Origin of the sequence: Streptosporangium sp. NPDC001681 (assembly GCF_040298085.1) — a bacterium.
Taxonomy (GTDB): Bacteria; Actinomycetota; Actinomycetes; order Streptosporangiales; family Streptosporangiaceae; genus Streptosporangium.
In genome coordinates, this window is the sequence record NZ_JBEOZN010000018.1 from 15,370 (window position 1) to 38,374 (window position 23,005).

Consider the following 23,005-nt stretch of genomic DNA (forward strand, 5'->3'; position numbering starts at 1 on the left):
TCCAAAGAATCGGTGAGGTGACCATGGAAGACAAGGGCATGTCCCGGCGGCGGGTCCTGCGCGTGGCGGCGGTCGGGCTGCTGTCGGCGGGCCTCGTGTCGCGGACCACCCAGGCGGTGGCGGCCGGCACGATCGAGGCGCACTACGCGGTCCGGGGCCCCTGGGCGGTCACCGCCTCCGACGCGGGCGACGCCTCGGGAACCTACCGGCTGCACCACCCGGCGAACCTCGGCGCCGGTGGCTTCCGGCACCCGATCGTCACCTGGGGGAACGGCTCCCACGCCACCCCCGCCCTCTACCCCGGCGTGCTCGACCAGCTCGCCTCCTGGGGCTTCGCCGCGATCGCCTCCACCGACACGACCACCGGAACGGGCACCGAGATGCTCGCCGCCGCGCAATACCTGGTGGCGAGGAACGCCGACCCCGCGAGCCCGTTCCATCAGAGGCTCGACACCACCAGGGTCGGCGCCGCCGGGCACTCCCAGGGCGCGGGCGGCACGGTCAACGCGGCCAACCTCTCCGCGGGGCTCGTCACCACGGCCGTGCCGATCGCACTGCCCGCGCAGCTCTGGGTGGGGGCCGGCGACCGGTTCCAGGTCTCCCAGCTGGCCTGCCCGGTCCTGTTCATGAGCGGGGGCAACGACTGGCTGATCTCACCGGCCTCGGCGCTGCGGGGCTACTACGACCAGGTGCCCGGGGCGGCGGCCATGGCACTGCTGAAGGGCGCGGGTCACAACGACATCCAGGGCACCGGCGGCGGCTTCCTCGGCTACCTGACGGCCTGGCTGATGTACCGCCTCCAGGACGACGCCTACGCCCGAGGCGCCTTCGCCGGGAGTGCCCCCGAGTTCACCGCCAACACCGCCTGGCAGAACCAGGCCGCCAAGAACCTCCCTTGACCACCACGCCGACGCGGCCCGCCGGCAGGAGGCCGCCAGGCACCTCCCGGCGGCCCCGGGTCGCCGAGAACCTCCCGTGACCACCTCATCCCGCGCGGTGCCCACCGCACGGGATCACCCCCCAGGAGAACCGCGATGGCGGATCTGACACGGCGCCGGCTGCTCGCGGCCGGCGCGCTCTCCCTGGCCGCGCCCAGCGTGCTGGCGGCCTGCGGCGCAGACCGGCCCGAGCGGCCCGATCGGCAGGCCCAGGACGGCAGGCCGCACGGCGAGGTCAGCGTCTGGCTGCACGGCTCGCAGGAGACGGGCCCGCAGTTCGAGAAGCTGGTGCACCGCTACATCGACGAGTTCGGCGTGGACGTCAAGCTCCTCTACCTGCCCGTCGCCCAGCTGGACGCCAAGCTGCTGACCGCCTTCAGCGGCGGCACTCCACCCGACGTCTTCAAGATCGGGCACTGGAGCTTCCCCTCCCACGCCGGAAAGGAGCGGCTGGCGCCCATCGACCCCCGGGCGTTCGGCGCGCCGGACGTGGCGACCGTCCTGGGACGGTACGAGCCGGGGACGGTCGCCCCGCTGAGCTACCGCGGCCAGGCGTACGGCGTGCCGATCGACCTCAACCCCGCCATGCTGTACTACCGCAGGGACCGCTTCGAGGAGGCCGGTCTCGACCCGGACAAACCTCCCACGACCTGGGAGGAGGTCGCCGACCACAGCAAGAGACTCACCTCGGCCGACGGCAGGCGGGTGGGCCTGCAGTGGCTCTACGGCGACCCGCAGTGGGCGCTGATGACGCTGACCGCGCTCATCAAGGGCGGCGGTGGCGAGCTGGTCAGCGCCGACGGCACCCGCGCCTCCCTCGACACCGAGCACGGCATCCGGGCCCTGGAGTACTTCGCCGGGATCGGCAACCCCAAGCTCTCCAACCCGCTCGGCGCGCTCGGGCTGTTCTACTCGGGTGAGGCCGCCATGGTCGTCAGCGGGGCCTTCCTCGGTCCCGCGCTGGAGCGGCTAGGCGAGGACACCCTCAAGCCGGGCAAGGACTACGGCGTGGCGCCCATGCCCCGTTGGGAGGGCGGCAGGGCCGTCGTGCCCGCCTACACGTGGGGCTGGGGCGTCGCCGCCGCGTCGAAGAACGGCTTCACCGCCTGGCACCTGATCAACTACCTCCAGGGGCGGGAGTCGGTCACGGCCAACCTGGAGAACGGGATCGTCATCCCGGCCACCGGCTGGCGGGACGCCGGGCCGCGCGGCACCTCCGAACTGATGGGGATCGCGGCCTCCGGCATACCCGACGCCGACTTCGGGCCGGCCATCCCCGCCGCGCTGGAGCTCGCCAAGGCCGCCTCCAGCGCCTGCGACGCCGTGGCCCACGGCCGCTCCACGCCCGCCCGGGCGGCCAAGGACTTCGACGCCACCGTACGGCTCGCGCTGTGAACGCGGTGAACGCGGTGACCGTGGACACCGGGCGCGCGGGCCGCCCGCCCGGCCGTCCGGGCCGCCCGTACCGGGACCCGAGCCGTCCGCGAACGGAACCGGGCCGCCCGCCCGGGGCACGCGGTGACGTGGCGGGCACCCGATGACCCTGACCACCGAGGCCGTCGAGGCGCCCGTACCCGCACCCCCGCCGAGGCCGGGGAGCGGGCGCGGCAGGTCGCGCCGGGAGGCGGGGGCCGGGATCGTGCTGACGATCCCGGTGGCCGTCTTCTTCGTCGTCTTCTGGCTCGTGCCGTTCTGCGGTGCCGTGTACCTCAGCTTCACTGACTACGAGATGGCCGGCGCCCCGCGGTGGATCGGGCTGGACAACTACGCGCGGATGCTCCAGGATCCCGGGGTCTGGAACTCGGCGTGGATCACCGTCGTCTACACGGTCTTCACGGTCCTGCCGACCATCCTGCTCGCGCTGCTCATCGCGGTGCCGCTCAGCGGGCCCGGCCGCCTCAACCGCGTGCTCCGCTCGCTGGTCATGGTGCCCGCGGTGATGCCGCTGGCCGCGACGTCGATGGTGTGGGTCATCATCTACTCCGACCGGGGTCTGGCGAACACGCTGCTCGGCGCCGTCGGCATCGAGCCGCAGTCGTGGCTGACCGACTCGGACCTGGCGATCTGGGCGCTGGTCGTCATGGTCGTCTGGAAGAGCCTGGGGCTGTTCGTCATCATCCTGACGGCCGGGTTGCAGGCGCTGCCCCGGGAGGTCTACGAGGCCGCGGCGATCGACGGTGCCGGAACCGTCACCACGTTCCGCAGGATCACCGTCCCGCTGCTCCGCAGGACCCTGCTGTTCGTGCTGGTCATCTCCGTCGCCGGATCGATGCAGGCCTTCGTGCCCGCCTTCCTGCTCACCGGCGGCGGCCCGGCCGACGCCACCCAGGTGCTGCCCTACTACATCTGGGCCAACGCCTTCCCCTACGAGCACATGGGCTACGCCTCCGCGCTGGCCATGATGCTGCTGGTCGCGATGCTGGTCGTCTCGATCGTCCAGTTCGGCTTCCTGCGGGGTGGGGACGAATGAGGGTGCTCCGGACCGTCTGGCTGCTGAGCGCCGTGGGCGCGATGCTGCTGCCGATCTACGTGATGCTCGTGGTCGCCTCCGCTCCCGACGACACCGACCTCGGCGGGCTGGTCTTCAACGGTTTCCACCTGCCGCGGAACCTCGCCGAGCTGTTCGCGGGCGAGGGCTTCCCCGTCTACTTCCGCAACAGCGTGATCTACTGCGTCGGCAGCGGGGCGCTGGACGTGCTCTTCTCCTCGGCGGCCGGCTACGCCCTGGCCCAGCTGTCCTTCCCCGGCAGGCGCGTGCTGTTCGCGCTCGTGGTCGGCACGCTCGCGCTCGCCCCGATGGTCATGATCATTCCGGTGTTCCTGATCGTCAAGGAGCTGGGCTGGGTGAACACCTTCCAGGGGGTGATAGTCCCCGGCATGATCAGTGCCTTCGGCGTCTTCCTGGTCCGCCAGTTCGCCCTCGGCGTCCCCAAAGAGCTGATCTTCGCGGCGCGCGTCGACGGGGCGGGGGAGCTGCGCATCTTCCTCCGGGTGGCGCTTCCGCTGTTGCGGCCGGCGCTGGTGACGCTCTTCCTCATCCACTTCCTCGCCCAGTGGGACAACCTGCTCTGGCCGCTCATCGTCGCCAACGACCCCGCACTGTGGTCGCTGCCCGTGGGACTGGCCAACTTCCAGAGCGAGCACGGTTTCAACTACCACCTCATGACCGCCGCCGCCCTGGTCACCGCCGTGCCGCCGTTCCTGCTGCTGGCCGGGCTGCAGCGCTACTACGTGGCGGGGCTCACCTTCGGAGGGGTCAAATGATGGTCCCGGACACCGCCGAGATCATGGCGTGGATCGAGGCGATCACAGCCAGGGGTATCCGGCGCCCCGGATACCCCGCCGACGCGTGGACGGAGAGGTGGGCGGCCGGGCTGCTGGCGGGCTTCGGGCTCGACGTGCGCCTCGCACCGGTCGAGGTGCCCACCTGGCACCCTGTCACCGCCACGCTCCGCGCCCACCTGGACGCCGACCCGTCCCGCGCCGTCGAGGTGGCGGCCTTCGCCCTGCCGTACACCACCCCGAAGGCGACGGTGACCGCGCCGCTCACCCGGTCGGTGGTCCCCGGCCGCATCGCGGTGCGCGAGCACACCTTCGCCGAGCTGCCCCAGGCCCTCGTACGGGAGATCGCCACCGCCGTGCACGACCCCGACGGCGACTTCGACGGCCTGGTGCAGACGCTGCCGTTCGCGCCCGGCTACCTGGAGGATCTCGACGGGGCGGTCACCTCGGGGGCGGCCGGGTACGTCGGGGCGCTGACCGGCCTCCCGTGGGAGACGCGCGACTACTACGTGCCCTACGACGCGGTGCACCGGTCCGTACCCGCGGTCTGGTTGTCGGCGGCCGACTCGCGGCGGGTGCTGGCGTTGATGGACGAAGGGCCCTGCGCCGGCACGCTGTCCGTGGAGTCGGAGACCTCGACCGCGACCTCGCACAACGTGATCGCCACCCTGCCCGGGCGGGGCGACGGCTGGGTGATCGTCGCCTCGCACCACGACGCCCCCTGGGCCTCCGCGGTGGAGGACGCCTCCGGTGTCGCGCTGGTGCTGGCCGCCGCCAGGCACTGGTCGCGGGTGCCGGAGGAGGACAGGCCGCACAACCTGCTCTTCCTGCTGACCGCCGGGCACATGGCTCACGCGGCGGGCACCCGGGCGTTCATCGAGGAGAACCGGGCCCTGCTGGACCGGGTCGTGCTCCAGGTCCACCTGGAGCACGCGGCCCGCGAGTGCCGCGCGGAGGGCGGGACGCTGGTGCCCACCGGTGCCCCCGAACCGCGCTGGTGGTTCACCACCCGGCGCCCCGAGCTGGAGCGGCTCGTCGAGCGGGCGCTGGTCGCCGAGGACCTGCGCAGGTCGTTCGTGCTGCCGCCCGACGTGTTCTCGCCGATGCCGCCGACCGACGGCGCGTTCTTCCACCCGGAGGGGGTGCCGCTGGTGCACTTCCTCGCGGCTCCCATGTACCTGTTCGATTCCGCCGACACCCTCGACAAGGTCGACGAGGCGAGCCTGGTGCCGCTGACCCGCGCGGCGATCCGCATCGTCGAGGGCACCGAGGGATGGAGCCCCAGATGATCGTGCGAACTCCCTCCGGCCTCGTCAGGGGCCGCTTCGACGGGACGGTGGCCTCCTTCCTCGGCGTTCCGTACGCCGCCCCGCCCTTCGGCGAGCACCGCTTCGGCGCGCCCGTCCCGCCGCCCGCCTGGGACGGGATCCGCCCGGCGCTCCTGCCGGGCGCGGCGGCGCCGCAGCGCGCCACCGACGACATCGGGCTGTACGCCCCCGAGGTGTTCGCCTCCGGAGAGGACTGCCTCAACCTCGACGTCCACACCCCCGACCCCGGTGCCGCCGGCCTGCCGGTGCTGGTCTGGTTTCACGGCGGGGCCTTCGCCATCGGCGGCAACGGAGCCGCCTGGCACCGCGGACACCGCTTCGCCCGCGACGGCGTAGTGTGCGTCTCCGTCAACTACCGGCTGGGCTTCGAGGGGTTCCTCGCGCTGGACGGGGCGCCGCTCAACCGGGGCGTGCTCGACTGGCTCGCCGCGCTGGAGTGGGTGCGCTCCGCCGTCGCGGCGTTCGGCGGTGATCCGGGCAACGTGACGATCGCGGGGCAGTCCGCGGGCGGCGCGGCGTGCGTCACCCTCCTGACGATGCCCCGCGCGGCGGGCCTGTTCCGCCGGGCGATCGTGATGAGCGGGTCGGCGAGCCTGGCCGTATCGGAACAGCGGGCCCGCGGGTACGCCGGTGAGCTCGCCGCCCGTCTCGGCGTCCGGCCGGCCAGGGAGGACTTCCTGACCATCCCGCCCGCCGCGCTGGTGGCCGAGCAGCCGCCGCCGCTGTCGGGCGGGGAGTCCGGCGCGTTGAGCGGGGCGGTGCCGATCCAGCCCGTCGTGGACGGCGACCTGGTGCCCTCCGTGCCACTGGACGCGCTGCGCGCGGGGGTGGGCGGACACATCCCGCTCCTGGTCGGCTGCACCTGTGACGAGGCCGGTGTCTTCGTGCGCGCGATGGCGCGGGGGATCGACGAGGCGACGGCCGCGGCCGTGCTGGCGCAGATGGGCCTGCCGCCCGGCTACCGGGACGCGCATCCCGGGTTGTCGCCCGAGGAACTCGTCGGCAGGGCGGCCGGCGACCACCTGTTCCGCAGGGAGACGATCTGGATCGAGGAGGCCCGCGCGGCCACCGCCTCCGCCCCGACCCACGCCTACGAGTTCCGCTGGGAGTCGCCGGTGCCCTCTCCCATCGGAGGCGGGAAGGTCGGCGCCGCGCACAACATCGACCTGCCCTTCGCCTTCGACGTGCTGGACGCGCCGGGCGTCGAGCGTACGGCGGGGCAGCGGCCCCCGAGGGCGCTCGCCGAGGCGATGCACGGCGCCTGGGTGCGGTTCGCCCGCGACGGCGACCCGGGATGGCCCGGCTACGACCGCGCCCGCAGGCAAGTAATGATCTTCGATACCGAGTCGGAGGTCGCCGACGATCCCCTGCGGCCGCAACGGCACCTCTTGCGGGAGCCGTGAGCGGCGTGCACCTTGTTACTCAGCGACCGGAGGTTTTCCACATGCTGTCCTACTCGTGCGCCGTCTCGGGCGTCCCCCTCCTCGGTGAGACCATCGGCGAGAACTTCGAGCGGATCGTGGCCCGCTTCGGCGACCGGGAAGCCCTGGTCGACCTGCCGGGCGAGCGCCGCTGGACCTACGCCGAGCTGAACGCCGACGTCGACCGGCTGGCCCGGGCCCTGATCGCCCGGGGCGTCGCCAAGGGGGACCGGGTCGGGATCTGGTCGCCCAACTGCGCCGAATGGGTGATCGTCCAGTACGCCACCGCGAAGGTCGGCGCGATTCTGGTCAACGTCAACCCCGCCTACCGCGGTCACGAACTCGACTACGTCGTCCGCCAGTCCGGAATGCGGCTGCTGATCAGCGCGGTGAGCCACAAGACGAGCGACTACCGCGCGATGGTCGCCGGGATCGGATTCGCCGACGTCGCCTACATCGGCGAGGAGAGCTGGCACCGCCTGCTGGCCGGGGCCGCGGATGTCGGCCCCGAGCGGCTGCGCGAGCGCATGGCCTCGCTGACCTTCGACGACCCGATCAACATCCAGTACACCTCGGGCACCACCGGCTTCCCCAAGGGTGCGACCCTGTCGCACCACAACATCCTCAACAACGGCTACTTCGTCGGCGAGCTGGTCGGCTACGACGAGACCGACAGGGTCTGCCTGCCGGTGCCCTTCTACCACTGCTTCGGGATGGTCATGGGCAACCTCGGGGCGACCTCCCACGGGGCCTGCGTCGTCATCCCCGCGCCGGGCTTCGACCCCGCCGCCACGCTGCGGGCCGTGGAGCGGGAACGCTGCACCTCCCTGTACGGGGTGCCGACCATGTTCATCGCCGAGCTCGGCGAGCTCGGCCGCACCGGGTACGACCTGTCGAGCCTGCGCACCGGGATCATGGCGGGCTCGCCCTGCCCGGTGGAGATCATGAAGCGGGTGGTCACCGAGATGAACATGCGCGAGGTTGCGATCTGCTACGGGATGACGGAGACCTCGCCGGTGTCCACGATGACGAGGGTCGACGACGACCTGGCCCGCCGTACCGAGACGGTCGGCCGGGCGATGCCGCACATCGAGGTCAAGATCGTGCACCCGGAGAGCGGCCTGACCGTCCCGCGCGGTGAGCCCGGCGAGCTGTGCACCCGCGGCTACTCGGTGATGCTCGGCTACTGGGACGAGCCCGCCAGGACCGCCGAGGCGATCGACGCCGCCCGCTGGATGCACACCGGCGACCTGGCCACCATGGACGACGACGGCTACGTCAACGTCGTCGGACGCATCAAGGACATGGTGATCAGGGGCGGTGAGAACGTCTACCCCCGCGAGCTGGAGGAGTTCCTGCACGGCCACCCGGACATCGACGACGTCCAGGTGATCGGTGTGCCCGACCCGAAGTACGGCGAGGAGCTGATGGCCTGGATCGTCATGCGGCCGGGGGCCGTCCCGCTGACGGCCGAGGCGGTCAGGGACTTCTGCGCCGGGCGGCTGGCCCACTACAAGATCCCCCGCTACGTCCACCTGGTCGACGGGTTCCCCATGACGGTGACGGGCAAGATCCGCAAGATCGAGATGCGCGAGCAGGCGATGCGGCTGCTCGACCTCTGATCCCCGTCCCCGCTCCCGCCGAGCCGGACACCGGCCGGCACTTCACCGGAGTCGCGGCGGGTACGCCCCGTCGTTCACCACGCGTCGGCTCCCCGGCCCTTCAAGGGCCGGGGAGCCGACGCCGTCTTTACGCCTTCTTGCGCGATGAGTTGATTTATCCGCAGCCCGGCCCGGGGATGGGTCGTCCGACGCCATTGATCATGGGCCGTGCGCCTGCCACCGGATAGACGCATCCGAACGCGTACGCGCGGACCCCGCGGACCTGGCGACGAGGAGGAGCGCGTGAGCCATGTCGTGGTGATCGGCGCGGGCCTCGGCGGCCCTGCCGCCGCGGGGCGGGACGTCACGATCGTGGAAGCCGGCCGGGCGCCCGGCGGCTGCTGCGGTACGGCCGCCGTCGGCGAGTACCGTTTCGACACCGGCCCCTCCGTGCTGACCATGCCCGAGGTCCTCGCCGACGTCTTCACCGCGGCCGGCCACGCCACCCTCACCGTGCTGGAGCCGACCGCCAACCTGCGTGGCGGTGCCGACCGGGACCGGCTCACCCCGGAGTCGGAGGACCGGCTGCCGGCGAGGCTCGCCGACCCCGGCCACGGCGACCTGTCCCGCATCGATCACGATGACGTGAAGGCGTCCTGCGCTCGACGCGGGCCGACCTGACCGTGGCCCGCTACGAATCGCCGAGGTGCCGTGAACCGGCCGGGTGCGGCCGGCACGAGATCGTCCGGTGCGAGGTCGTCCAATGCTGTCGTCGGGAGGGTGTGATGTCGGAGCCGGTGGCCGTCGACGCGATGGGCGGAGACCACGGACCGGGCGAGACGGTCGCCGGGGCGGTCACGGCCCGGCGTGAGCTCGGAATCCCCGTGGTGCTCGTGGGCCGCTCCGGCGCCGTCCGCGCCGAGCTCGCCCGACACGGCGCCGTCGGCGAGATCGGCGTGGTGCACGCCGAGGACGTCGTCCCGATGACCGAACGGGGCGCGGGAGCGGTCTTCTCCACCACGACCAGCCTGACGGTCGGCTGCGACCTCGTACGGCGGAAGGAGGCGTCGGCGTTCGTGTCGGCCGGTTCCACGGGCGCGGTCGTCTCGTGCGCCATCCACGGCATCGGGCGTGCCCCGGGCGTCCTGCGGCCCGCCCTGGCCATCGCGCTGCCCTCGGTCACCGGCGGCGCGACCGTGCTGATCGACGCCGGGGCGACCTCCGACCCCACCCCGGAGATGATCGCCCAGTTCGCGCTGCTCGGCGCCTCCTACGCCCAGCTCGTGCTCGGTGTCGCCGACCCGTCGGTGGGCCTGTTGTCGATCGGCTCGGAACCCGGCAAGGGTAACCGGCTGACCCGCAGGGCCGGTGAGCTGCTCGCCGGGCTGCCGTTGCGCTTCTGCGGCAACGTGGAGGGACACGACGTGCTCGCGGGCACCGTCGACGTGATCGTCACCGACGGTTTCACCGGGAACGTGGTGCTCAAGAACGTCGAGGGTTCGGTGCGGGCCGCGCTGACGCTGGTGGCGCGTTCCGGTGCCGCCGGAGCCGAGGAGTTGCGGGCGGTGGCCCGCCGCTACGCCCCGGAGGCCTACGGCGGGGCGGCGCTGCTCGGCCTGATCGGCACTGTCGTCGTCGCGCACGGTTCCTCGCGGGCGGCGACGATCGCGCGCGCCTGCGCGCTGGCGCACGATCTCGCCGAGGGCGGGGTCGTCACCCGGCTCGTGGACCGGCTCACCGCGGAGGCCGCCCGTTGAGCGGCGCGGCGGAGCCTCGTCGCGGCGGGCCGGCGGGTCGGCTCCGTCCCAGGTGCCCTCGCTCGTGCAGGGGGAGAAGCGGGGATCGCGTCGCCGCGTGTCTCGCTGTTCCAGTTGCTCTTCGCGCCGGTCACGCACGTGATCGGGACCGGCCTGCTCATGTGCCTCATCGGGCTGCGGTTCGGTCAGGCGGCGCGGGCCTCCCGCCCGTCGTGACCCGGCCCGCTCGCCCGTCCGCCGTTGCCCGGCCCGGTCGTCCGCCCGTCGTGGCCGCCGAGTAGACGCGGCCCCGCCAGCCGCGTGCCGGGCGCAACGTGGTCTGCGTCAGCCGCAGCGCCGCCAGCGGGTCCAGCAGCGGGGAGAGCAGCACACCGGGACCCGGCCGCGTGTAGCTGCCGCGCAACGCGCCGGCCAGCAGCAGCCGTACGGCCAGCAGGCCCAGGTCGAGCCGGGTGGTCCTGCCGCTCGCCAGCCGCAGCACGGGCAGCGCGGTGGCCAGCCAGACCACGGCCAGGTCGGCGGCCTGCCAGCCGGGCCCTGTGACGTCGCGCAGTGACAGCGACCGCCCCCACTCCCGCCACACCCCGGCGGCCGAATCGTGCATGTCGACCTCCAGCAGGCCCCCGGCGTCCAGGAATCCCACCGCCCAGCCCCGGGCCGCCAGCGTCCTGGCCAGCGCCACGTCGTCGGCCAGGTGCCCGCGGACCCGCGCGAACCCGTCGACGTTCAGCATCGCCGTACGGCGGAAGGCCATGCACCGGCCGTTGGCCACCGCACGGTGCGGAGCCGGGGGAGTGGGCGGACCGATCGGGCCGAAGCGGTAGACCAGTGTGGCCAGGAACGAGGCGTGCAGCGCCTGCTCGGCGGTCCCCTCGCACAGGTACCTGGGGCCCACGCTCACCAGATCGTAGCCCTCCAGCGTCGCCGCGAGCGCGCCGATCAGTCCCGGCACGGGCCGGGCGTCCGCGTCCAGGGTCACCACGACGTCGCCCCCCGCCGCCTCGACCCCCTGCTTCAGGGCCCACTGCTTGCCCACCCAGCCCTCGGGAAGCGGCGCTCCGATGAGGACCTTCGCACCGAGCCGGGCGGCCAGTTCCGCTGTGCCGTCGCGTGACTCGTCGTCGACGACGACGACCTCCGCGACGGCCGGATCGGCGAGCACCGCCGACAGGCAGGGGCCGAGGCGGGCCTCCTCGTCACGGGCGGGGATCACCACCGAGACGCGCGGCGGCGTCGTCCTCGCCGAAGCGGGTTCGTGGGCCGGCGCGTGGGCCGGCACGGGGTTCAGCGCGGGCAGGCGGTGCCGCCCCCGAGCCAGGCGCACCGCCACCGCCAGCGCGGCGGCGGCCTGCAGCGCGGTCAGCGCTCTCATCGCGACACCTCCACGGTCTGGGGCAGGTGGTTCACCGGACGGTTCCGGGTTCGCGGCCTCCGGTGGTGGTCACATGGGAGGAAGCGGTGGGGAAGTCCTGCTCGGCGAGCTTGCCGCCGAGGCGGGGGAGCCGCTCGTACAGGCGCACCCGGTGCCCCTCGCGGGCCGGCAGCAGGGCACAGACCATGCCCCCGACACCACCCCCGATCACCGTCACCTCCGGCATCCGCACCTCGTGAGCAGGCTCATGGAAATCGGGTCCCCCGATCACCGTTGTCTCCGGTATCCGTGTCCCCAGGCGAGCAGGACGAACAGACCCATGCACGTTCCTCCCGCGACGGCGACCAGCGGATCCGGCGGGTCGAAAACCACCGCGAAACCGACGGTCTCCATGACCGCCATCGTCGTGTAGATCGACACCAGCCCGGGGCTCCACGCCGCGGGTTCGGCCACGAGGCACTCGATCAGGACCATGACCAGCAGTGAGACGACGAGCCAACCGGCGAAGTTACCGAGCGGGACGCCACGGTAGTGGCCGGGGTCGTGCCAGACCCACAGGCCCAGCCGGGTCATCTGCGGGTCCAGGAACACGTCCCAGGCGGTGAGCGCCAGCGCCCCCAGCGCGACCCGCGCGGCCCGGCTGCCGGGTGCGGTCGCGGCGGCCACCGCATGGGCCGCCAGTCCCATGCCACCCCAGGCCAGCGCCATGATCACCGGTACCCCGCCGAGCACCGGCTGGAGAGCGCCGGTGTAGTGGTAGTCGCCGAACGGCACCCCCGTCCTGGTCCCGACCCACTCCGCGGCGTACCCGGTCGCGACCGCGGCGGTGAACGCCGCGACGGCTCCGGTGGGGGAGTAGGTCGCCGAGGCGAAGACCAGTGCGCTCGCCGCCAGCAGCGGGACGACCACACCGGTCAGCGCGATCGGCCGAGGCTGCAGTCCCGAGGCGACCTGCGCCACGACCATCGCGGCCAGCAGCACCGCGCCCAGCACGACCATCGCCTTCGAGGCGCGTGTGGCCACGGGTTCTGCCGGTGGTGGCCACACCCGCAACGCACCGGGCTCCTCCCGTCTGCTGTTCACCTGGTGGCTGTGCCCGATGGACGGTCATTTGATCGGCTGGGCGAGGTCAGGTTCGCTTTGAAATCCCGATCTCCCGGAAGACGGTGGCGGGGCCCGCGACTTCCAGAAGGGCCGGGGCTTGAACCTGCCGTGGCGAGAGGTCCTAACGTTGCGGGCGTGATCGGGAAAGACGACGCCGGGCGCAGATGGAGCATCGGCGAGGTGGCACGGGCGAGCGGGATGACCGTGCGCGCGCTGCACCACTACGACGAGATCGGCCTGCTGAGCGCGAGCGAACGCACCGCGTCGGGGCACCGCCGCTACACAAGGCGTGATGTGCGACGGCTGTATCGGGTGCGGGCCCTGCGGGCACTCGGGTTGTCACTGGAGGAGACAGCGAGCGTACTCATGAACTCCACGGACGATCTGGCGGTGATGAGTGACCTGCTGAAGGCCCAGTTGCGCGAGCTGGAAGCACACGCCGCACGGATCCGGCAGCTGACGCACCGGCTTGGCGGGCTGCTGGAGCAGATCGACAGCGCGTCGATGCCCGATGCTGAACAGTTCATGATGACCTTGGAGATGATCTCTGTGTTCGAGACCTCGTTCACGACGGAGCAGCGAGAGCAACTGGCCCGGCGCAGGGCCGAACTAGGCCAGGAGGCCGTCGAGGCGGCCAAGACCGAATGGGCCGGGCTCGTCGAGGAACTCCTGCGGCACGTACAGGACGACACCCCCGTGGACGACCCGAGGGTGCGGGTCCTGGTCGGCCGCTGGGACGCGCTGGCGAACCGGTTCCACAACGACGGCCGCGACGGGGAGCAGACCAGAGCCGCGGCGCGGCGGACATGGCAGGAGAACAGCGAGGAGATCGGCCGGAGCCTGCCGTGGCCCGCGGCACGGATGCGCGACCTGGTCCACTACCTGGAACGGGCCCGGCAGGCCGGATAGCCGACGGGCAGACGAGACGACCATCTGGTCAGCGGTGGGTTGTCCGCTTCGTTTCCTTGCCCGTCTTGTCGTAGGTGACCCATTCGCCGGTTTTCTTGCCGACGTTGTACGTCCCCTCGTCCAGCAGGTTGCCGTTGTCGTGCCAGCGGCGCCACGGGCCGTGCTGCTTACCGTCCACGAAGGCGCCCTGCTGCAGGAGGCCGCCGCCCTCGCGGTGCCAGACCCACTCGCCGACGAGCTGTCCGGCCTGGTAAACACCCTCCGCCTTCAACCGGCCGTTCCGAAAGTAGAAAGTCCACGGTCCACTCCGCTGCCCGTCCGAGTAGTCGCCCTTACCCGACAGGGGCCCGTCCTTGAAATATTCCTCCGCCATGACGACAGCATAGGAGCGGGCTAGCTGAATGTGCTGGTTCGTTCCCGGGTGTTCGGCCGGAAAGGTCTGTTGGTAAACCCGGAATCCGACACCCCGTATCTGCGCCGTGGGTGGTGCCGTGCCAGACGGGGAGGTGTGGTTGGCTGTCCCCCCGTGAACGTCGTTGAAGTGCTGGGACTGTTCGGAGCCGGGGTGCTGGCCGGGGTGGTCGGTACGGTGGTGAGCCTGGCCTCGATCATCTCCTACCCGGTGCTGCTGGCGTTCGGCCTGCCGCCGGTGACCGCGAACGTGACGAACACGGTCGCGCTGACCTTCAACGGGGTGGGCGCGGCGTTCGGGTCGCGGCCGGAACTGGCCGGACAGGGCGCGAGGGTCCTGCGACTCGGCACGATGACCCTGCTCGGCGGGGCGCTGGGGGCCGGGTTGCTGCTGGCGACCCCCTCCGACACGTTCGAGGCGATCGCGCCCTGGCTGATCGCGTTCGCCTCGCTGCTGCTGCTCCGTCCGCCGAACACGATGGGAGGGTACGGCGGCGAGGACGGATGGAAGGCGCGCGCCGCCATGTTCGCCGTCGCGATCTACATCGGCTACTTCGGGGCCGCCGGTGGGGTCCTCATGTTCGCGGTGCTCTCGGCCGTGCTCGACCAGTCACCGGTCAAGATCAACGCTATCAAGAACGTCGCCTCCGCCCTGGCCAACGGGGTGGCGGCGATCGGCTTCGCCCTCTTCGGGCCGGTGCAGTGGTCGGCGGCGGTACCCCTCGCACTGGGATTCCTGCTGGGCGGCCGGCTTGGCCCGTCGATCGCCCGACGCCTGCCCGGCCGCGCGCTCCGCCTCGGCACCGCCGCCTGCGGCCTGCTCGTCGCGCTCAAACTCGGCGTCGACGCCTACGCGTGGTGAAGTTTGTTTTACCAGCATTCGGGCCTCGCCCGCGAGGTGCCATGCTGGAAGCCGATCGCCGTCGAAAGGTACGGCGCCGCGCATGGTGAAAAGCGCCTCTAAGGCAAATGGGAGCGCTGGAGGTCGCTCATTGGCGCCGGGTCGTACGGGCTGGAAGGTCAAAAGCGCGGAGTGCGGTAATACTCCCAGCCTTCGTAGACATGCGGGCCGCCTCGGTGTGCTTCCTCCTCGGTGTCAGGGATGGCGTCCGTCAACGCGGAACAGCTCAGTCAGAACTCGCCGGCGTTCCCGTAACGGTAGAAGTAGGGGCCGATCTGCCCGCTGATGGCCCGGGTGAGTGCGGAGCTGTCCTCCAGCAAGCGCGCGGCATGGTCTAGGTCTCCGGCGAAGACCGGGTCGAAGCCTGCGTCTCCGATCAACCTTTCGGTCACCAGGCGGGCGCCGGGGTCGGCGGCGTACAGGTTGCTCGGCTTGACCCGCTGCCTGGCGATGTCGTCGTAGAGGATGGCGAAGTTGGTGGAGAACGACTTGGCGGTCGGTCCCCCGATGACGGACTTGATCTCGTGGGCTAGCGATGGGTACGAGCTCGTCCGTGGGACGTAGATGTTGGTGGCGTCGATCGTCACCTGCCCGTTCAGCCCCTTTACCCGGGCCAGGGCGTCAGCGATGGCTTGCCCGGGGACCGCTACCACGATGACGTCGCCCTCCCTCGCCTCGCCGCCCTCCCGGCCGAGTGTGGTGACGTGATGGCCGGCACTCTGCCACAGACGGCCCAGCCCGCCCCCTATCCGTCCCCGTCCGATCACCGTGACATTCATGGTCTCTCCTGGTTCGTTGTCTGGTGCGTTGATGCCGTATCCGGAACGAGCATGGTCGTGCCACCCGAGAGGCGGACGCTTGGTCACTCGGCGTTGTTGCCGAGCAGTTGAAACTTCCAGAGTTGGATGACATGTCAGCAAGGACGGCCGGCGCAGGGTGTGGTGCTCCCGCCGCTGACAGATCCGAGTCTGTCCAGACCCCGAGGGCGGAGGAAGGTCGCGCGATTCCTAGGAACACCATTTGCCGCTCGGTCGGATGAGGCGGATACCAGCAGCGAGTGTACGACGGTTTGCCACGGCGTTAGCTGGGGGTAACGCACCCAGGCTAAGCAGCATCGCAGGGCCGGTTCCTCCCCTAACCTCAAGGTCATGGACAGTGAGGCGCCCAATCCTCTGGGAGAGTTCCTGCGCGCTCGCCGTGCGCGGCTGCGGCCGGAGGAGGTGGGGATGGCGATCCAGAGTCGTCGTCAGGTTCCCGGGCTGCGCCGTGAGGAGGTCGCACGGTTGGCCGGTCTCAGCGTCGGCCACTACATCCGCCTGGAACAGGGACGAGAGCGTCACCCCACCCAGCAGACCGTGAAGAGTCTGGCTCACGCGCTGCGGCTGGACGAAGCGGCTGTGGTGGAGTTGTACCGGCTGGCCCGACCCATTGAAGGGCGGCGGCGGCCGGATCGCGTCGAACGGGTCGGCACGCGGGTGCTGCGGCTGCTCAACGACTGGACCAGCGCCCCCGCCTACGTCCTGGGCCGGTCCCAGGACATGCTTGTACGCAATCCGCTGGCGGAGGCATTGCACAGCCGCTTCACCTTTGGCAACAACATGCTGCACATGATCTTCCTCGATCCCGCTGGGCGGGAGTTCTTTCACGAATGGGACCTCACCGCACGAGCCGCTGTACACGAACTGCGCCAATCGGCCCGCGAGGCCCCCGTGGAGCAGCGCGTGCGGGAATTGATCGGTGAGCTGTCGATCGGCAGCGCCGACTTCCGGCGGCTGTGGGCCGAGCGCGAGCCACGCGGGGCGATAGTGCAGGGCAGCAGGTTCTTCCACCCCGGTGTGGGCGAACTGCATCTGAAATCCGAGATCTTCCCGATCACCAGCGCCCCGGGTCAGCGTCTGATCGCCCAACCGGCCGACCCGGGATCCAGTTCGGCGGAGGCTCTGGCCCTGCTGAGCACGCTGTCCGTCCAGCCCTGATCTCCCCCGGAGGTCGGCATCGCCGTTCGCCGGCTGCCCGCACGGGCTTACCGACGTCCACGTCAACGACTGCCCCGGCCCGTGGGCGATCCGGAAAGCGCGCCACCAAGGCGCGCATCTCGGCCAAGGTGGTGGCCGCGCCGGTCTGGACGAGAACGTTGCCAATGGCGGTAGCCTCCGCAGGCCCGGCGACGACCGGCAGGCCGCAGGCATCGGCGGTGAGCCGGCACAGCCCTGCACTCGGTTCCTGGTGGCGGCGGCCACCTTGTCCGGCCTGTTCAGCACATTCGACACTGTGCCCGGCGAGCCTCCACGTGCTGCGTGACCTCCTTGATGTTCACTACCGTTAGAGCTGGATTAAAACGTAACAACCAAGTTTCGACAAGTACACCGTTGACGTTTCGCTTGATCGGCCGTACGTTCCTCACCAATCGTAAAAACGATTTGATAAGTGAGGCGATGCGGATGGCGGTTTTGGCGTTGTCTGGCGTCAGCAAGTCTTTCGGCGCCGTCCAAGCCTTGCGCGAGGTGTCTTCGAAGCCGGCGGCGGGAGAGGTCCATGCCCTGGCCGGCGAGAACGGGGCGGGCAGGTCGACGCTGGTGAAGATCCTCTCGGGGGTGCACCGGCCGGACACCGGCCAGGTCCTGCCGAACGGATCCCCTGTCACCTTCGGCGGGCCCGCCGACGCGCAGTAAGCCGGCGTCGCGGTCATCCATTGATGTCCGGCCCCTGTTCGCTTCGCTGCGCATGGAGATGGGCGTGGACCCGGATCCGATGGCGGCCTACGACAGGTCCGAATACTTCGCGCAAACCTGCGCCGACCGAGTGGGCGGCGCGTCGCAAGCGGGATGGGGAGCATGAAGCTTGTTTTAACTGCGGCGTTGATCCTGACCAACGTGATCGTGCCGAATCACACCGACCTGCGCGTCACCGACCTGGAGACCGAGCACGCCCCGGCCCCCATCGCGATCGCCGCGACCAACCCGCGGCTGGGCTGGCTGCTGCGCGCCGAGCGGAAGGGCCAGAAGCAGACGGCCTACGAGGTCGAGATCTCTGAAGGCGGGCGCCGAGTCTGGAATTCGGGTGCCGTCAAGAGCGAGAGCCACTACGACATCCGCTACGCCGGGCCGCCGCTGCGTCCCGCCACCCGTTACACCTGGCGGGTCAAGGCCGCGGACATGAACGGAACCTGGTCGGCCTGGAGCGGGAAGTCCTGGTTCGAGACCGCCCCCGCCACCGTGCACGGGGCCTGGATCGGTGCGCCGGGGACTCCGGACGCCCCGCCCGATCTGACCGGCACCAAGTGGATCTGGTACCCGGAGGGCGACCCTCTCAGAAGCGCCCCCGCAGGCACCCGATACTTCAGGAAATCCATTGACCTAACGGAGGTGCCATCGACCGCCAGGCTGATCCTCACCGTCGACGATGGCTTCACCGCCTGGGTCAACGGCGTCGAGGTTGGCGCCAGAGACGCCGATCCTCGACTGGAGAGCTGGCGACGGCCGATCGTGGTCGACGTGGCGGACAAGCTGCGCCAGGGCCGGAACGCGATCGCGGTCAAGGCGATCAACGGCGGTCAGAGCCCCGCTGGGGTGCTGGGCAGGTTGGAGGGCGTCGTCGACACGGACGCCTCCTGGCGCACCACTGACACCGAACCGTCTGCCGGCTGGACGTCGGCGGCCTTCGACGACTCCTCCTGGGCGGCGGCCAGGGAACTCACCACCTGGGGCGGCGATCCGTGGGGCAGAGTCGTGCCCGAGCCCGCACGCGGCACCGGCACGCCGGATCTGACCGGCACCGACTGGATCTGGTATCCGGAAGGCGACCCCGCCGCGCACGCGCCCGCCGCCACCCGATACTTCCGCCGCACGTTCGATGTCGCCGCGATCCCCGAGGTGGCCCGCCTGGTGATGACTGCGGACGACGGCTTCACCGCCTGGATCAACGGCGTCGAAGTCGGCGCCACGAACCCCGACCCCACGCAGGACAGCTGGCGACGGCCGATCGTGGTCGACGTGGCGGACAAGCTGCGCCAGGGCCCGAACGTGATCGCGGTCAAGGCGATCAACGGCAGGCCCGGGCCCGCGGGCCTGCTGGGTAGGCTGGAGGGACTCGTCGACACGGACGCCTCGTGGCGCACCACTGACACCGAACCGTCTGCCGGCTGGACGTCGGCGACCTTCGACGACTCCTTGTGGAGGGTGGCCAAGCACCTGGCCACCTGGGGCGACGGCCCCTGGGGCAAGGTCGTCCCCGAACGGGAAACCCTGCCGGAGCCGCTGCTCCGCCGTGCCTTCCGGGTCGGCAAAGCCATCGCCCAGGCCAGGCTGCACGCGGCGGCCGGCGGCTATGTGGAGCTGAGCCTCAACGGCCGCCGCGTCGGCGACCAGGTGCTGCAGCCTGGCTTCACCCGCTACGACACGCGCCTGCAGTACGTCACCTACGACGTCACGAAACTGCTGCGTGAGGGCGGCAACGTGATCGGCGCCCGGCTCGGCCGCGGCTTCTACGGCATGACCCAGAGAAACGTCTGGGACTGGGACAGCACGGCCTGGAACGGCGAACCCCGGCTGAAGGCCGACCTCGTGGTCACCTACACCGATGGCAGTACCGAGTCGATCGCCACCGACGGCCAGTGGCGCTACGCGCAAGGCCCGGTCCGCTTCGACTCGCTCTACGGCGGAGAGACCTACGACGCTCGCGAGGAACAGCGCGGCTGGGACACCACGTCGTTCGATGCCTCGACATGGGCGGCGGCGAAGGTGGTACCGGCCCCCAAGGGAGAACTCGTGCCGCAGGAGCAGGAGCCGATCAGGGTCACGGACACGTTGCGGCCGGAGTCCGTCACCGAGCCCAAGCCGGGGACGTACGTTTTCAAACTGCCGCGCAACATCGCGGGATGGGCGCGGATCCGTACGCACGGCCCGAAGGGGACCACGATCAGGCTGAAGTACGGCGAGCGGCTCAACGCGGACGGCACCGTGCTGGCTGCCAGTGGGCATGTCACCGGCCGGTTCCAGATCGACGAGTATGTCCTCGCCGGCAAGGATCGGACCGAGACCTGGGAACCTCGTTATACCTACCACGGATTCCAGTACGTCGAGGTGACCGGCTGGCCGGGAGACGCGCCGACCGCCGGCGACCTGGACGGCCGCGAGGTGCACTCCGACCTGCGGTCGGTGGGCACGTTCCGCAGCTCCAACCCGTTGTTCAACCAGATCAACGCCATGACCAGGCAGACCGTGCTCAACAACTGGCACGGCATTCCCACCGATACTCCGATGTATGAGAAGAACGGGTGGACGGGTGATGCCCAGCTCATGGCGGCGATGGAGACATCGGAGTTCGACCTGCGCCGCCAGTTCACCAAGTGGATGACCGACCACCGCGACAGCCTGGGGCCTGACGGGCTTGTCCCGGCGATCGTCCCCGACAACGGCTGGGGGCTTGGCCCAGGCTGGCCATCGCCGCCGTGGCAGGCCTCCTTCACGGTGATCCCGTGGCTGATGTACCAGCGCTACGGTGACCGTGACCTGCTCGCCGAGAACTACCCGGAGATGCGGAGGTACCTGGACGGCTGGCTCAAGCGTTCCACCACAGGCCTGTACCCCAGCACGCTCAACGACTACCTGGCTCCCGGCTATGGCGGCAACAGCCCGGAGGACATGAGGCTGGCGGGGACCGCGTACACCTACTCCAATACGCTGATCGTCGCCGACGCGGCGGAGGTCCTCGGGGAGCGCGCCGACGCGGCACGTTACCGAGAAGCGGCGGCGAAGATGAAGGACGCCTTCAACCGGGAGTTCCTGCGCGGCGACGCGTACGTCACGAACAGCGACCCCGACTATCGGCAGACGTCGGCTCTTATCGGCCTGGCGCTCGGGCTGGCGCCGGCCGGCCAGGAGAAGGCGATCACTGACCGGCTCGTCAGGGACATCGAAGCGCGCGGCGACCACCTCAATACCGGCGCCCTCGGCACGAAGTACCTGCTGACCGAGCTGACCAAGCGAGGTCACGGCGAGCTGGCCTACAGAGTGGCCAACCAGCGGACGTATCCGAGCTGGGGTTACTGGGCCGACAACGGCGCGACCACCCTCTGGGAGCGGTGGGACCTCGACGCCCGCTCGCGCGACCACGTGTTTCTCGGCGGCGCCATCGGGGAGTGGTTCTTCCAGGACCTGGCCGGGCTCCACGTGACACGCGACCGGATCAGGGTCGCGCCGCGGTTCTTGGGCGATCTGAAATACGTCGAGGCCTCGACTCAGACGGTGGACGGTCGAGTGTCCGTGAGATGGAAGCGCGACAGCGGCAGGTTCACGCTCCACGTCACGGTGCCGGTCGGGGCGCTCGCGACCGTCGAGCTGCCCTCCGGCATCCGGCACGAGATCGGCTCCGGAAGCCACACCTTCAATGGAGAGACCTCATGACCGAGCATGTGACCGGCTCGCCCGGCCATGCGTCCGGTGAAGCAGAGTTGCCCGAACGGGCTGAAACGGACAGGCGGTGTGGCTCTACAGCCAGGGCGTCATCGGCCCGTACAGAAAACGGAGGTAGAACGTGCACAGGCCGGCCGCTAGCCATATCGGCGGGCGATGGGCGCTCCTCCTGTTGAGCGCGAGCCTGCTCGCCGCCGCGAGCCCGGCTCAGGCCTCTCCCGGGGCGGATGCCGCGGCTCCGCCCGCGGTGGCCGGGTTGAACTACTCGCCGACGTCACGGACGGTGAGTCCCACAGCCATGCACAAGACATCGGGTGCAGTGTCGAACCCGGGAAACGTGCTGTCCGGTCAGCCGACTCGGATCTCCGGCGCCAACTCCTTCTTCGCCGAACGCCACGTCCAAGGCAAGATCACGATTACCTTTTAAGCGGCAACTGCTCGCACCGCGGCGTCCACGTCGTCGATGGCGGTCAAATCGCCCTTTGACGGAGAGGAATCCATGTACAGGCCTGCAGCACGACACCACAACCGGGTAAGAGACGGGCACCTCGGCGCGGCCGCGACATGCGGCTGCCAGGTCGTGGCCAGATGAGCGCCGGCACGCCCTTGGGTGACTTCCTGCGCGCCCGTCGCGAGGCGCTCAAACCTGAGGATGTGGGGCTGCCCGAGTACGGGCGCCGACGGGTCAAGGGGTTACGGCGTGAAGAGGTGGCGATGCTGGCCGGGATGAGCAGCGACTACTACGTGCGGCTGGAGCAGGGACGCGAGTCCAGCCCGTCTCCGCAGGTGGTCGAGGCGGTGGCCCGCGCACTGCTGCTCGACCCGGCGGCCACCGAGCATCTGTGGCGGCTGGTCCAGCCACCGGCGGCCCGTGCCTGGAGCCGGGCCCAAGGCACATCCATCAGTCCGCAGTTGCTACAGCTCATGGACAGCTGGTCCACCTCTCCGGCGTTCGCGCTGGGCCCGGCTCTGGACATCTTGGCGTGCAACACCCTGGCCGCCGCGTTGCACGAAGGCTTCGCCCCTGCTGACAACCTGGCTCGCATGGTATTCCTCGACCCCGCGGGGCGTGACTTCTACCAGGAGTGGGAGCGGGCGGCGCACTCCTGCGTGGCTGAGCTGCGCGCCGCCTACAGCCACGATCCAGAGTCCGTGCGGCTCAGCGAGGTGGTGGAGGAACTGTCGGCCGGAAGCCCGGAGTTCGCCAGGTTGTGGGGCCGCCACGACGTGAAGCCCAAGACGCAGGAGGGCAAGCACCTGCGCCACCCACACGTTGGCGACCTGCACATCCTGTTCTCCGCGTTCACCGTCAACGGTGCCCCTCATCAGCAGCTCGTCGTCTACCAGGCCGAGCCCGCCTCCATGACCGCCGCCGCGTTCGGGCGGCTACGGACGCGGGCCGACCAAGCGATGGTCCGCAGGCTGGAGGCCGCCGACGACGCACTCGCGGCCGGGGACAAGCGGCCAGGCTAGGCGGCGAGCAATTGGCAGGACACTGTGAGGCCGGGGCCACGCTCCGGCCTCTTCGACGTCCATGGGCCCGGTCCGCCCTGGTTCCTAGGTAAGCC

At 70.6% G+C, this 23,005-nt stretch carries 20 protein-coding genes; 15 read left to right on the plus strand and 5 right to left on the minus strand.

Going from position 1 to position 23,005, the window contains the following annotated elements; genetic code table 11:
• Window positions 1–23: 23 nt before the first annotated feature.
• From ABT130_RS11240 to plsX, 9 genes are all read left to right on the plus strand, one after another.
• The gene (locus tag ABT130_RS11240) at window positions 24–899 is read left to right on the plus strand and encodes an alpha/beta hydrolase family protein (RefSeq protein ID WP_350954899.1); all 876 of its coding nucleotides are present in this window, start codon (window positions 24–26) and stop codon (window positions 897–899) included.
• A gap of 135 nt (window positions 900–1,034) precedes the next feature.
• On the plus strand, window positions 1,035–2,333 hold the full coding sequence (locus tag ABT130_RS11245; RefSeq protein WP_350954771.1) for an ABC transporter substrate-binding protein: 1,299 nt from the start codon (window positions 1,035–1,037) through the stop codon (window positions 2,331–2,333).
• A 142-nt stretch (window positions 2,334–2,475) separates the two neighbouring features.
• Window positions 2,476–3,408 (plus strand): carbohydrate ABC transporter permease, encoded by a 933-nt coding sequence (locus tag ABT130_RS11250; RefSeq protein ID WP_350954773.1) that lies wholly within the window; start codon window positions 2,476–2,478, stop codon window positions 3,406–3,408.
• Window positions 3,405–4,202: a carbohydrate ABC transporter permease gene (locus tag ABT130_RS11255; RefSeq protein WP_350925400.1), complete on the plus strand. Its 798-nt coding sequence runs from the start codon at window positions 3,405–3,407 to the stop codon at window positions 4,200–4,202. The genes ABT130_RS11250 and ABT130_RS11255 overlap by 4 nt, the downstream gene beginning before the upstream one ends.
• Window positions 4,199–5,509 (plus strand): M28 family peptidase, encoded by a 1,311-nt coding sequence (locus tag ABT130_RS11260; protein ID WP_350954775.1) that lies wholly within the window; start codon window positions 4,199–4,201, stop codon window positions 5,507–5,509. The genes ABT130_RS11255 and ABT130_RS11260 overlap by 4 nt, the downstream gene beginning before the upstream one ends.
• Complete coding sequence (locus tag ABT130_RS11265; protein ID WP_350925404.1) at window positions 5,506–6,951, plus strand: carboxylesterase/lipase family protein; 1,446 nt, start codon at window positions 5,506–5,508, stop codon at window positions 6,949–6,951. Before ABT130_RS11260 ends, ABT130_RS11265 begins: the two co-directional genes overlap by 4 nt.
• Window positions 6,952–6,992: 41 nt before the next feature.
• A complete protein-coding gene (locus ABT130_RS11270; RefSeq protein WP_350954777.1) occupies window positions 6,993–8,591 on the plus strand; it encodes an AMP-binding protein in 1,599 nt (532 codons plus the stop codon).
• Window positions 8,592–8,873: 282 nt separating this feature from the next.
• Window positions 8,874–9,251, plus strand: coding sequence for an NAD(P)-binding protein (locus ABT130_RS11275; RefSeq protein ID WP_350954779.1), 378 nt, complete (start codon window positions 8,874–8,876; stop codon window positions 9,249–9,251).
• A 104-nt stretch (window positions 9,252–9,355) separates the two neighbouring features.
• Window positions 9,356–10,327, plus strand: a complete 972-nt coding sequence (gene plsX / locus ABT130_RS11280; RefSeq protein WP_350954781.1) for a phosphate acyltransferase PlsX — start codon at window positions 9,356–9,358, stop codon at window positions 10,325–10,327.
• A 166-nt stretch (window positions 10,328–10,493) separates the two neighbouring features.
• Here plsX and ABT130_RS11285 read toward each other — a convergent pair whose 3' ends face one another.
• The 3 genes from ABT130_RS11285 to ABT130_RS11295 are packed head-to-tail and all read right to left on the minus strand — an operon-like array spanning window position 10,494 to window position 12,782.
• The gene (locus ABT130_RS11285) at window positions 10,494–11,699 is read right to left on the minus strand and encodes a glycosyltransferase family 2 protein (RefSeq protein WP_350954783.1); all 1,206 of its coding nucleotides are present in this window, start codon (window positions 11,697–11,699) and stop codon (window positions 10,494–10,496) included.
• 31 nt (window positions 11,700–11,730) lie between these two features.
• Window positions 11,731–11,925 (minus strand): NAD(P)-binding protein, encoded by a 195-nt coding sequence (locus tag ABT130_RS11290; RefSeq protein ID WP_350954785.1) that lies wholly within the window; start codon window positions 11,923–11,925, stop codon window positions 11,731–11,733.
• Window positions 11,926–11,966: 41 nt separating this feature from the next.
• Window positions 11,967–12,782: a carotenoid biosynthesis protein gene (locus ABT130_RS11295; RefSeq protein WP_350954787.1), complete on the minus strand. Its 816-nt coding sequence runs from the start codon at window positions 12,780–12,782 to the stop codon at window positions 11,967–11,969.
• Window positions 12,783–12,938: 156 nt separating this feature from the next.
• Between ABT130_RS11295 and ABT130_RS11300 the strand changes: the two genes are divergently transcribed.
• A complete protein-coding gene (locus tag ABT130_RS11300; protein WP_350954789.1) occupies window positions 12,939–13,712 on the plus strand; it encodes a MerR family transcriptional regulator in 774 nt (257 codons plus the stop codon).
• 28 nt (window positions 13,713–13,740) lie between these two features.
• Here the strand turns inward: ABT130_RS11300 and ABT130_RS11305 are convergent, their stop codons facing one another.
• A complete protein-coding gene (locus tag ABT130_RS11305; RefSeq protein ID WP_350954790.1) occupies window positions 13,741–14,085 on the minus strand; it encodes a toxin-antitoxin system YwqK family antitoxin in 345 nt (114 codons plus the stop codon).
• Window positions 14,086–14,238: 153 nt separating this feature from the next.
• On the opposite strand from ABT130_RS11305, the gene ABT130_RS11310 reads away from it, so the two are divergent.
• Window positions 14,239–14,985: a sulfite exporter TauE/SafE family protein gene (locus ABT130_RS11310; RefSeq protein WP_350954792.1), complete on the plus strand. Its 747-nt coding sequence runs from the start codon at window positions 14,239–14,241 to the stop codon at window positions 14,983–14,985.
• 269 nt (window positions 14,986–15,254) lie between these two features.
• Here ABT130_RS11310 and ABT130_RS11315 read toward each other — a convergent pair whose 3' ends face one another.
• On the minus strand, window positions 15,255–15,803 hold the full coding sequence (locus ABT130_RS11315; protein ID WP_350954794.1) for an NAD(P)-binding domain-containing protein: 549 nt from the start codon (window positions 15,801–15,803) through the stop codon (window positions 15,255–15,257).
• A 369-nt stretch (window positions 15,804–16,172) separates the two neighbouring features.
• On the opposite strand from ABT130_RS11315, the gene ABT130_RS11320 reads away from it, so the two are divergent.
• The 4 genes from ABT130_RS11320 (at window position 16,173) to ABT130_RS11340 (ending at window position 22,910) form a co-directional block, all read left to right on the plus strand.
• Entirely contained in the window at window positions 16,173–17,000 is an 828-nt protein-coding gene (locus ABT130_RS11320; protein ID WP_350954796.1) for a helix-turn-helix domain-containing protein, read from the plus strand.
• A 393-nt stretch (window positions 17,001–17,393) separates the two neighbouring features.
• Window positions 17,394–17,696 carry an ATP-binding cassette domain-containing protein gene (locus ABT130_RS11330; RefSeq protein WP_350954798.1) on the plus strand — a complete coding sequence of 101 codons (303 nt, stop codon included), beginning with the start codon at window positions 17,394–17,396 and terminating at the stop codon, window positions 17,694–17,696.
• 162 nt (window positions 17,697–17,858) lie between these two features.
• Window positions 17,859–21,428, plus strand: coding sequence for a family 78 glycoside hydrolase catalytic domain (locus tag ABT130_RS11335; protein WP_350954800.1), 3,570 nt, complete (start codon window positions 17,859–17,861; stop codon window positions 21,426–21,428).
• 597 nt (window positions 21,429–22,025) lie between these two features.
• On the plus strand, window positions 22,026–22,910 hold the full coding sequence (locus tag ABT130_RS11340; RefSeq protein ID WP_350954803.1) for a helix-turn-helix transcriptional regulator: 885 nt from the start codon (window positions 22,026–22,028) through the stop codon (window positions 22,908–22,910).
• Window positions 22,911–23,005: the final 95 nt, after the last annotated feature.

What these genes read in the sequence shown, in the direction of transcription:
- ABT130_RS11245 (WP_350954771.1), top strand. Translation starts at nt 1,035, where the DNA reads ATGGCGGATCTGACACGGCGCCGGCTGCTCGCGGCCGGCGCGCTCTCC.
- ABT130_RS11250 (WP_350954773.1), top strand. Translation starts at nt 2,476, where the DNA reads ATGACCCTGACCACCGAGGCCGTCGAGGCGCCCGTACCCGCACCCCCG.
- ABT130_RS11265 (WP_350925404.1), top strand. Translation starts at nt 5,506, where the DNA reads ATGATCGTGCGAACTCCCTCCGGCCTCGTCAGGGGCCGCTTCGACGGG.
- plsX (WP_350954781.1), top strand. Translation starts at nt 9,356, where the DNA reads ATGTCGGAGCCGGTGGCCGTCGACGCGATGGGCGGAGACCACGGACCG.
- ABT130_RS11290 (WP_350954785.1), bottom strand. Translation starts at nt 11,925, where the DNA reads ATGCCGGAGGTGACGGTGATCGGGGGTGGTGTCGGGGGCATGGTCTGT.
- ABT130_RS11315 (WP_350954794.1), bottom strand. Translation starts at nt 15,803, where the DNA reads ATGAATGTCACGGTGATCGGACGGGGACGGATAGGGGGCGGGCTGGGC.
- ABT130_RS11340 (WP_350954803.1), top strand. Translation starts at nt 22,026, where the DNA reads ATGAGCGCCGGCACGCCCTTGGGTGACTTCCTGCGCGCCCGTCGCGAG.
- ABT130_RS11305 (WP_350954790.1), bottom strand. Translation starts at nt 14,085, where the DNA reads ATGGCGGAGGAATATTTCAAGGACGGGCCCCTGTCGGGTAAGGGCGAC.
- ABT130_RS11320 (WP_350954796.1), top strand. Translation starts at nt 16,173, where the DNA reads ATGGACAGTGAGGCGCCCAATCCTCTGGGAGAGTTCCTGCGCGCTCGC.
- ABT130_RS11260 (WP_350954775.1), top strand. Translation starts at nt 4,199, where the DNA reads ATGATGGTCCCGGACACCGCCGAGATCATGGCGTGGATCGAGGCGATC.
- ABT130_RS11270 (WP_350954777.1), top strand. Translation starts at nt 6,993, where the DNA reads ATGCTGTCCTACTCGTGCGCCGTCTCGGGCGTCCCCCTCCTCGGTGAG.
- ABT130_RS11285 (WP_350954783.1), bottom strand. Translation starts at nt 11,699, where the DNA reads ATGAGAGCGCTGACCGCGCTGCAGGCCGCCGCCGCGCTGGCGGTGGCG.
- ABT130_RS11335 (WP_350954800.1), top strand. Translation starts at nt 17,859, where the DNA reads ATGAAGCTTGTTTTAACTGCGGCGTTGATCCTGACCAACGTGATCGTG.
- ABT130_RS11240 (WP_350954899.1), top strand. Translation starts at nt 24, where the DNA reads ATGGAAGACAAGGGCATGTCCCGGCGGCGGGTCCTGCGCGTGGCGGCG.
- ABT130_RS11255 (WP_350925400.1), top strand. Translation starts at nt 3,405, where the DNA reads ATGAGGGTGCTCCGGACCGTCTGGCTGCTGAGCGCCGTGGGCGCGATG.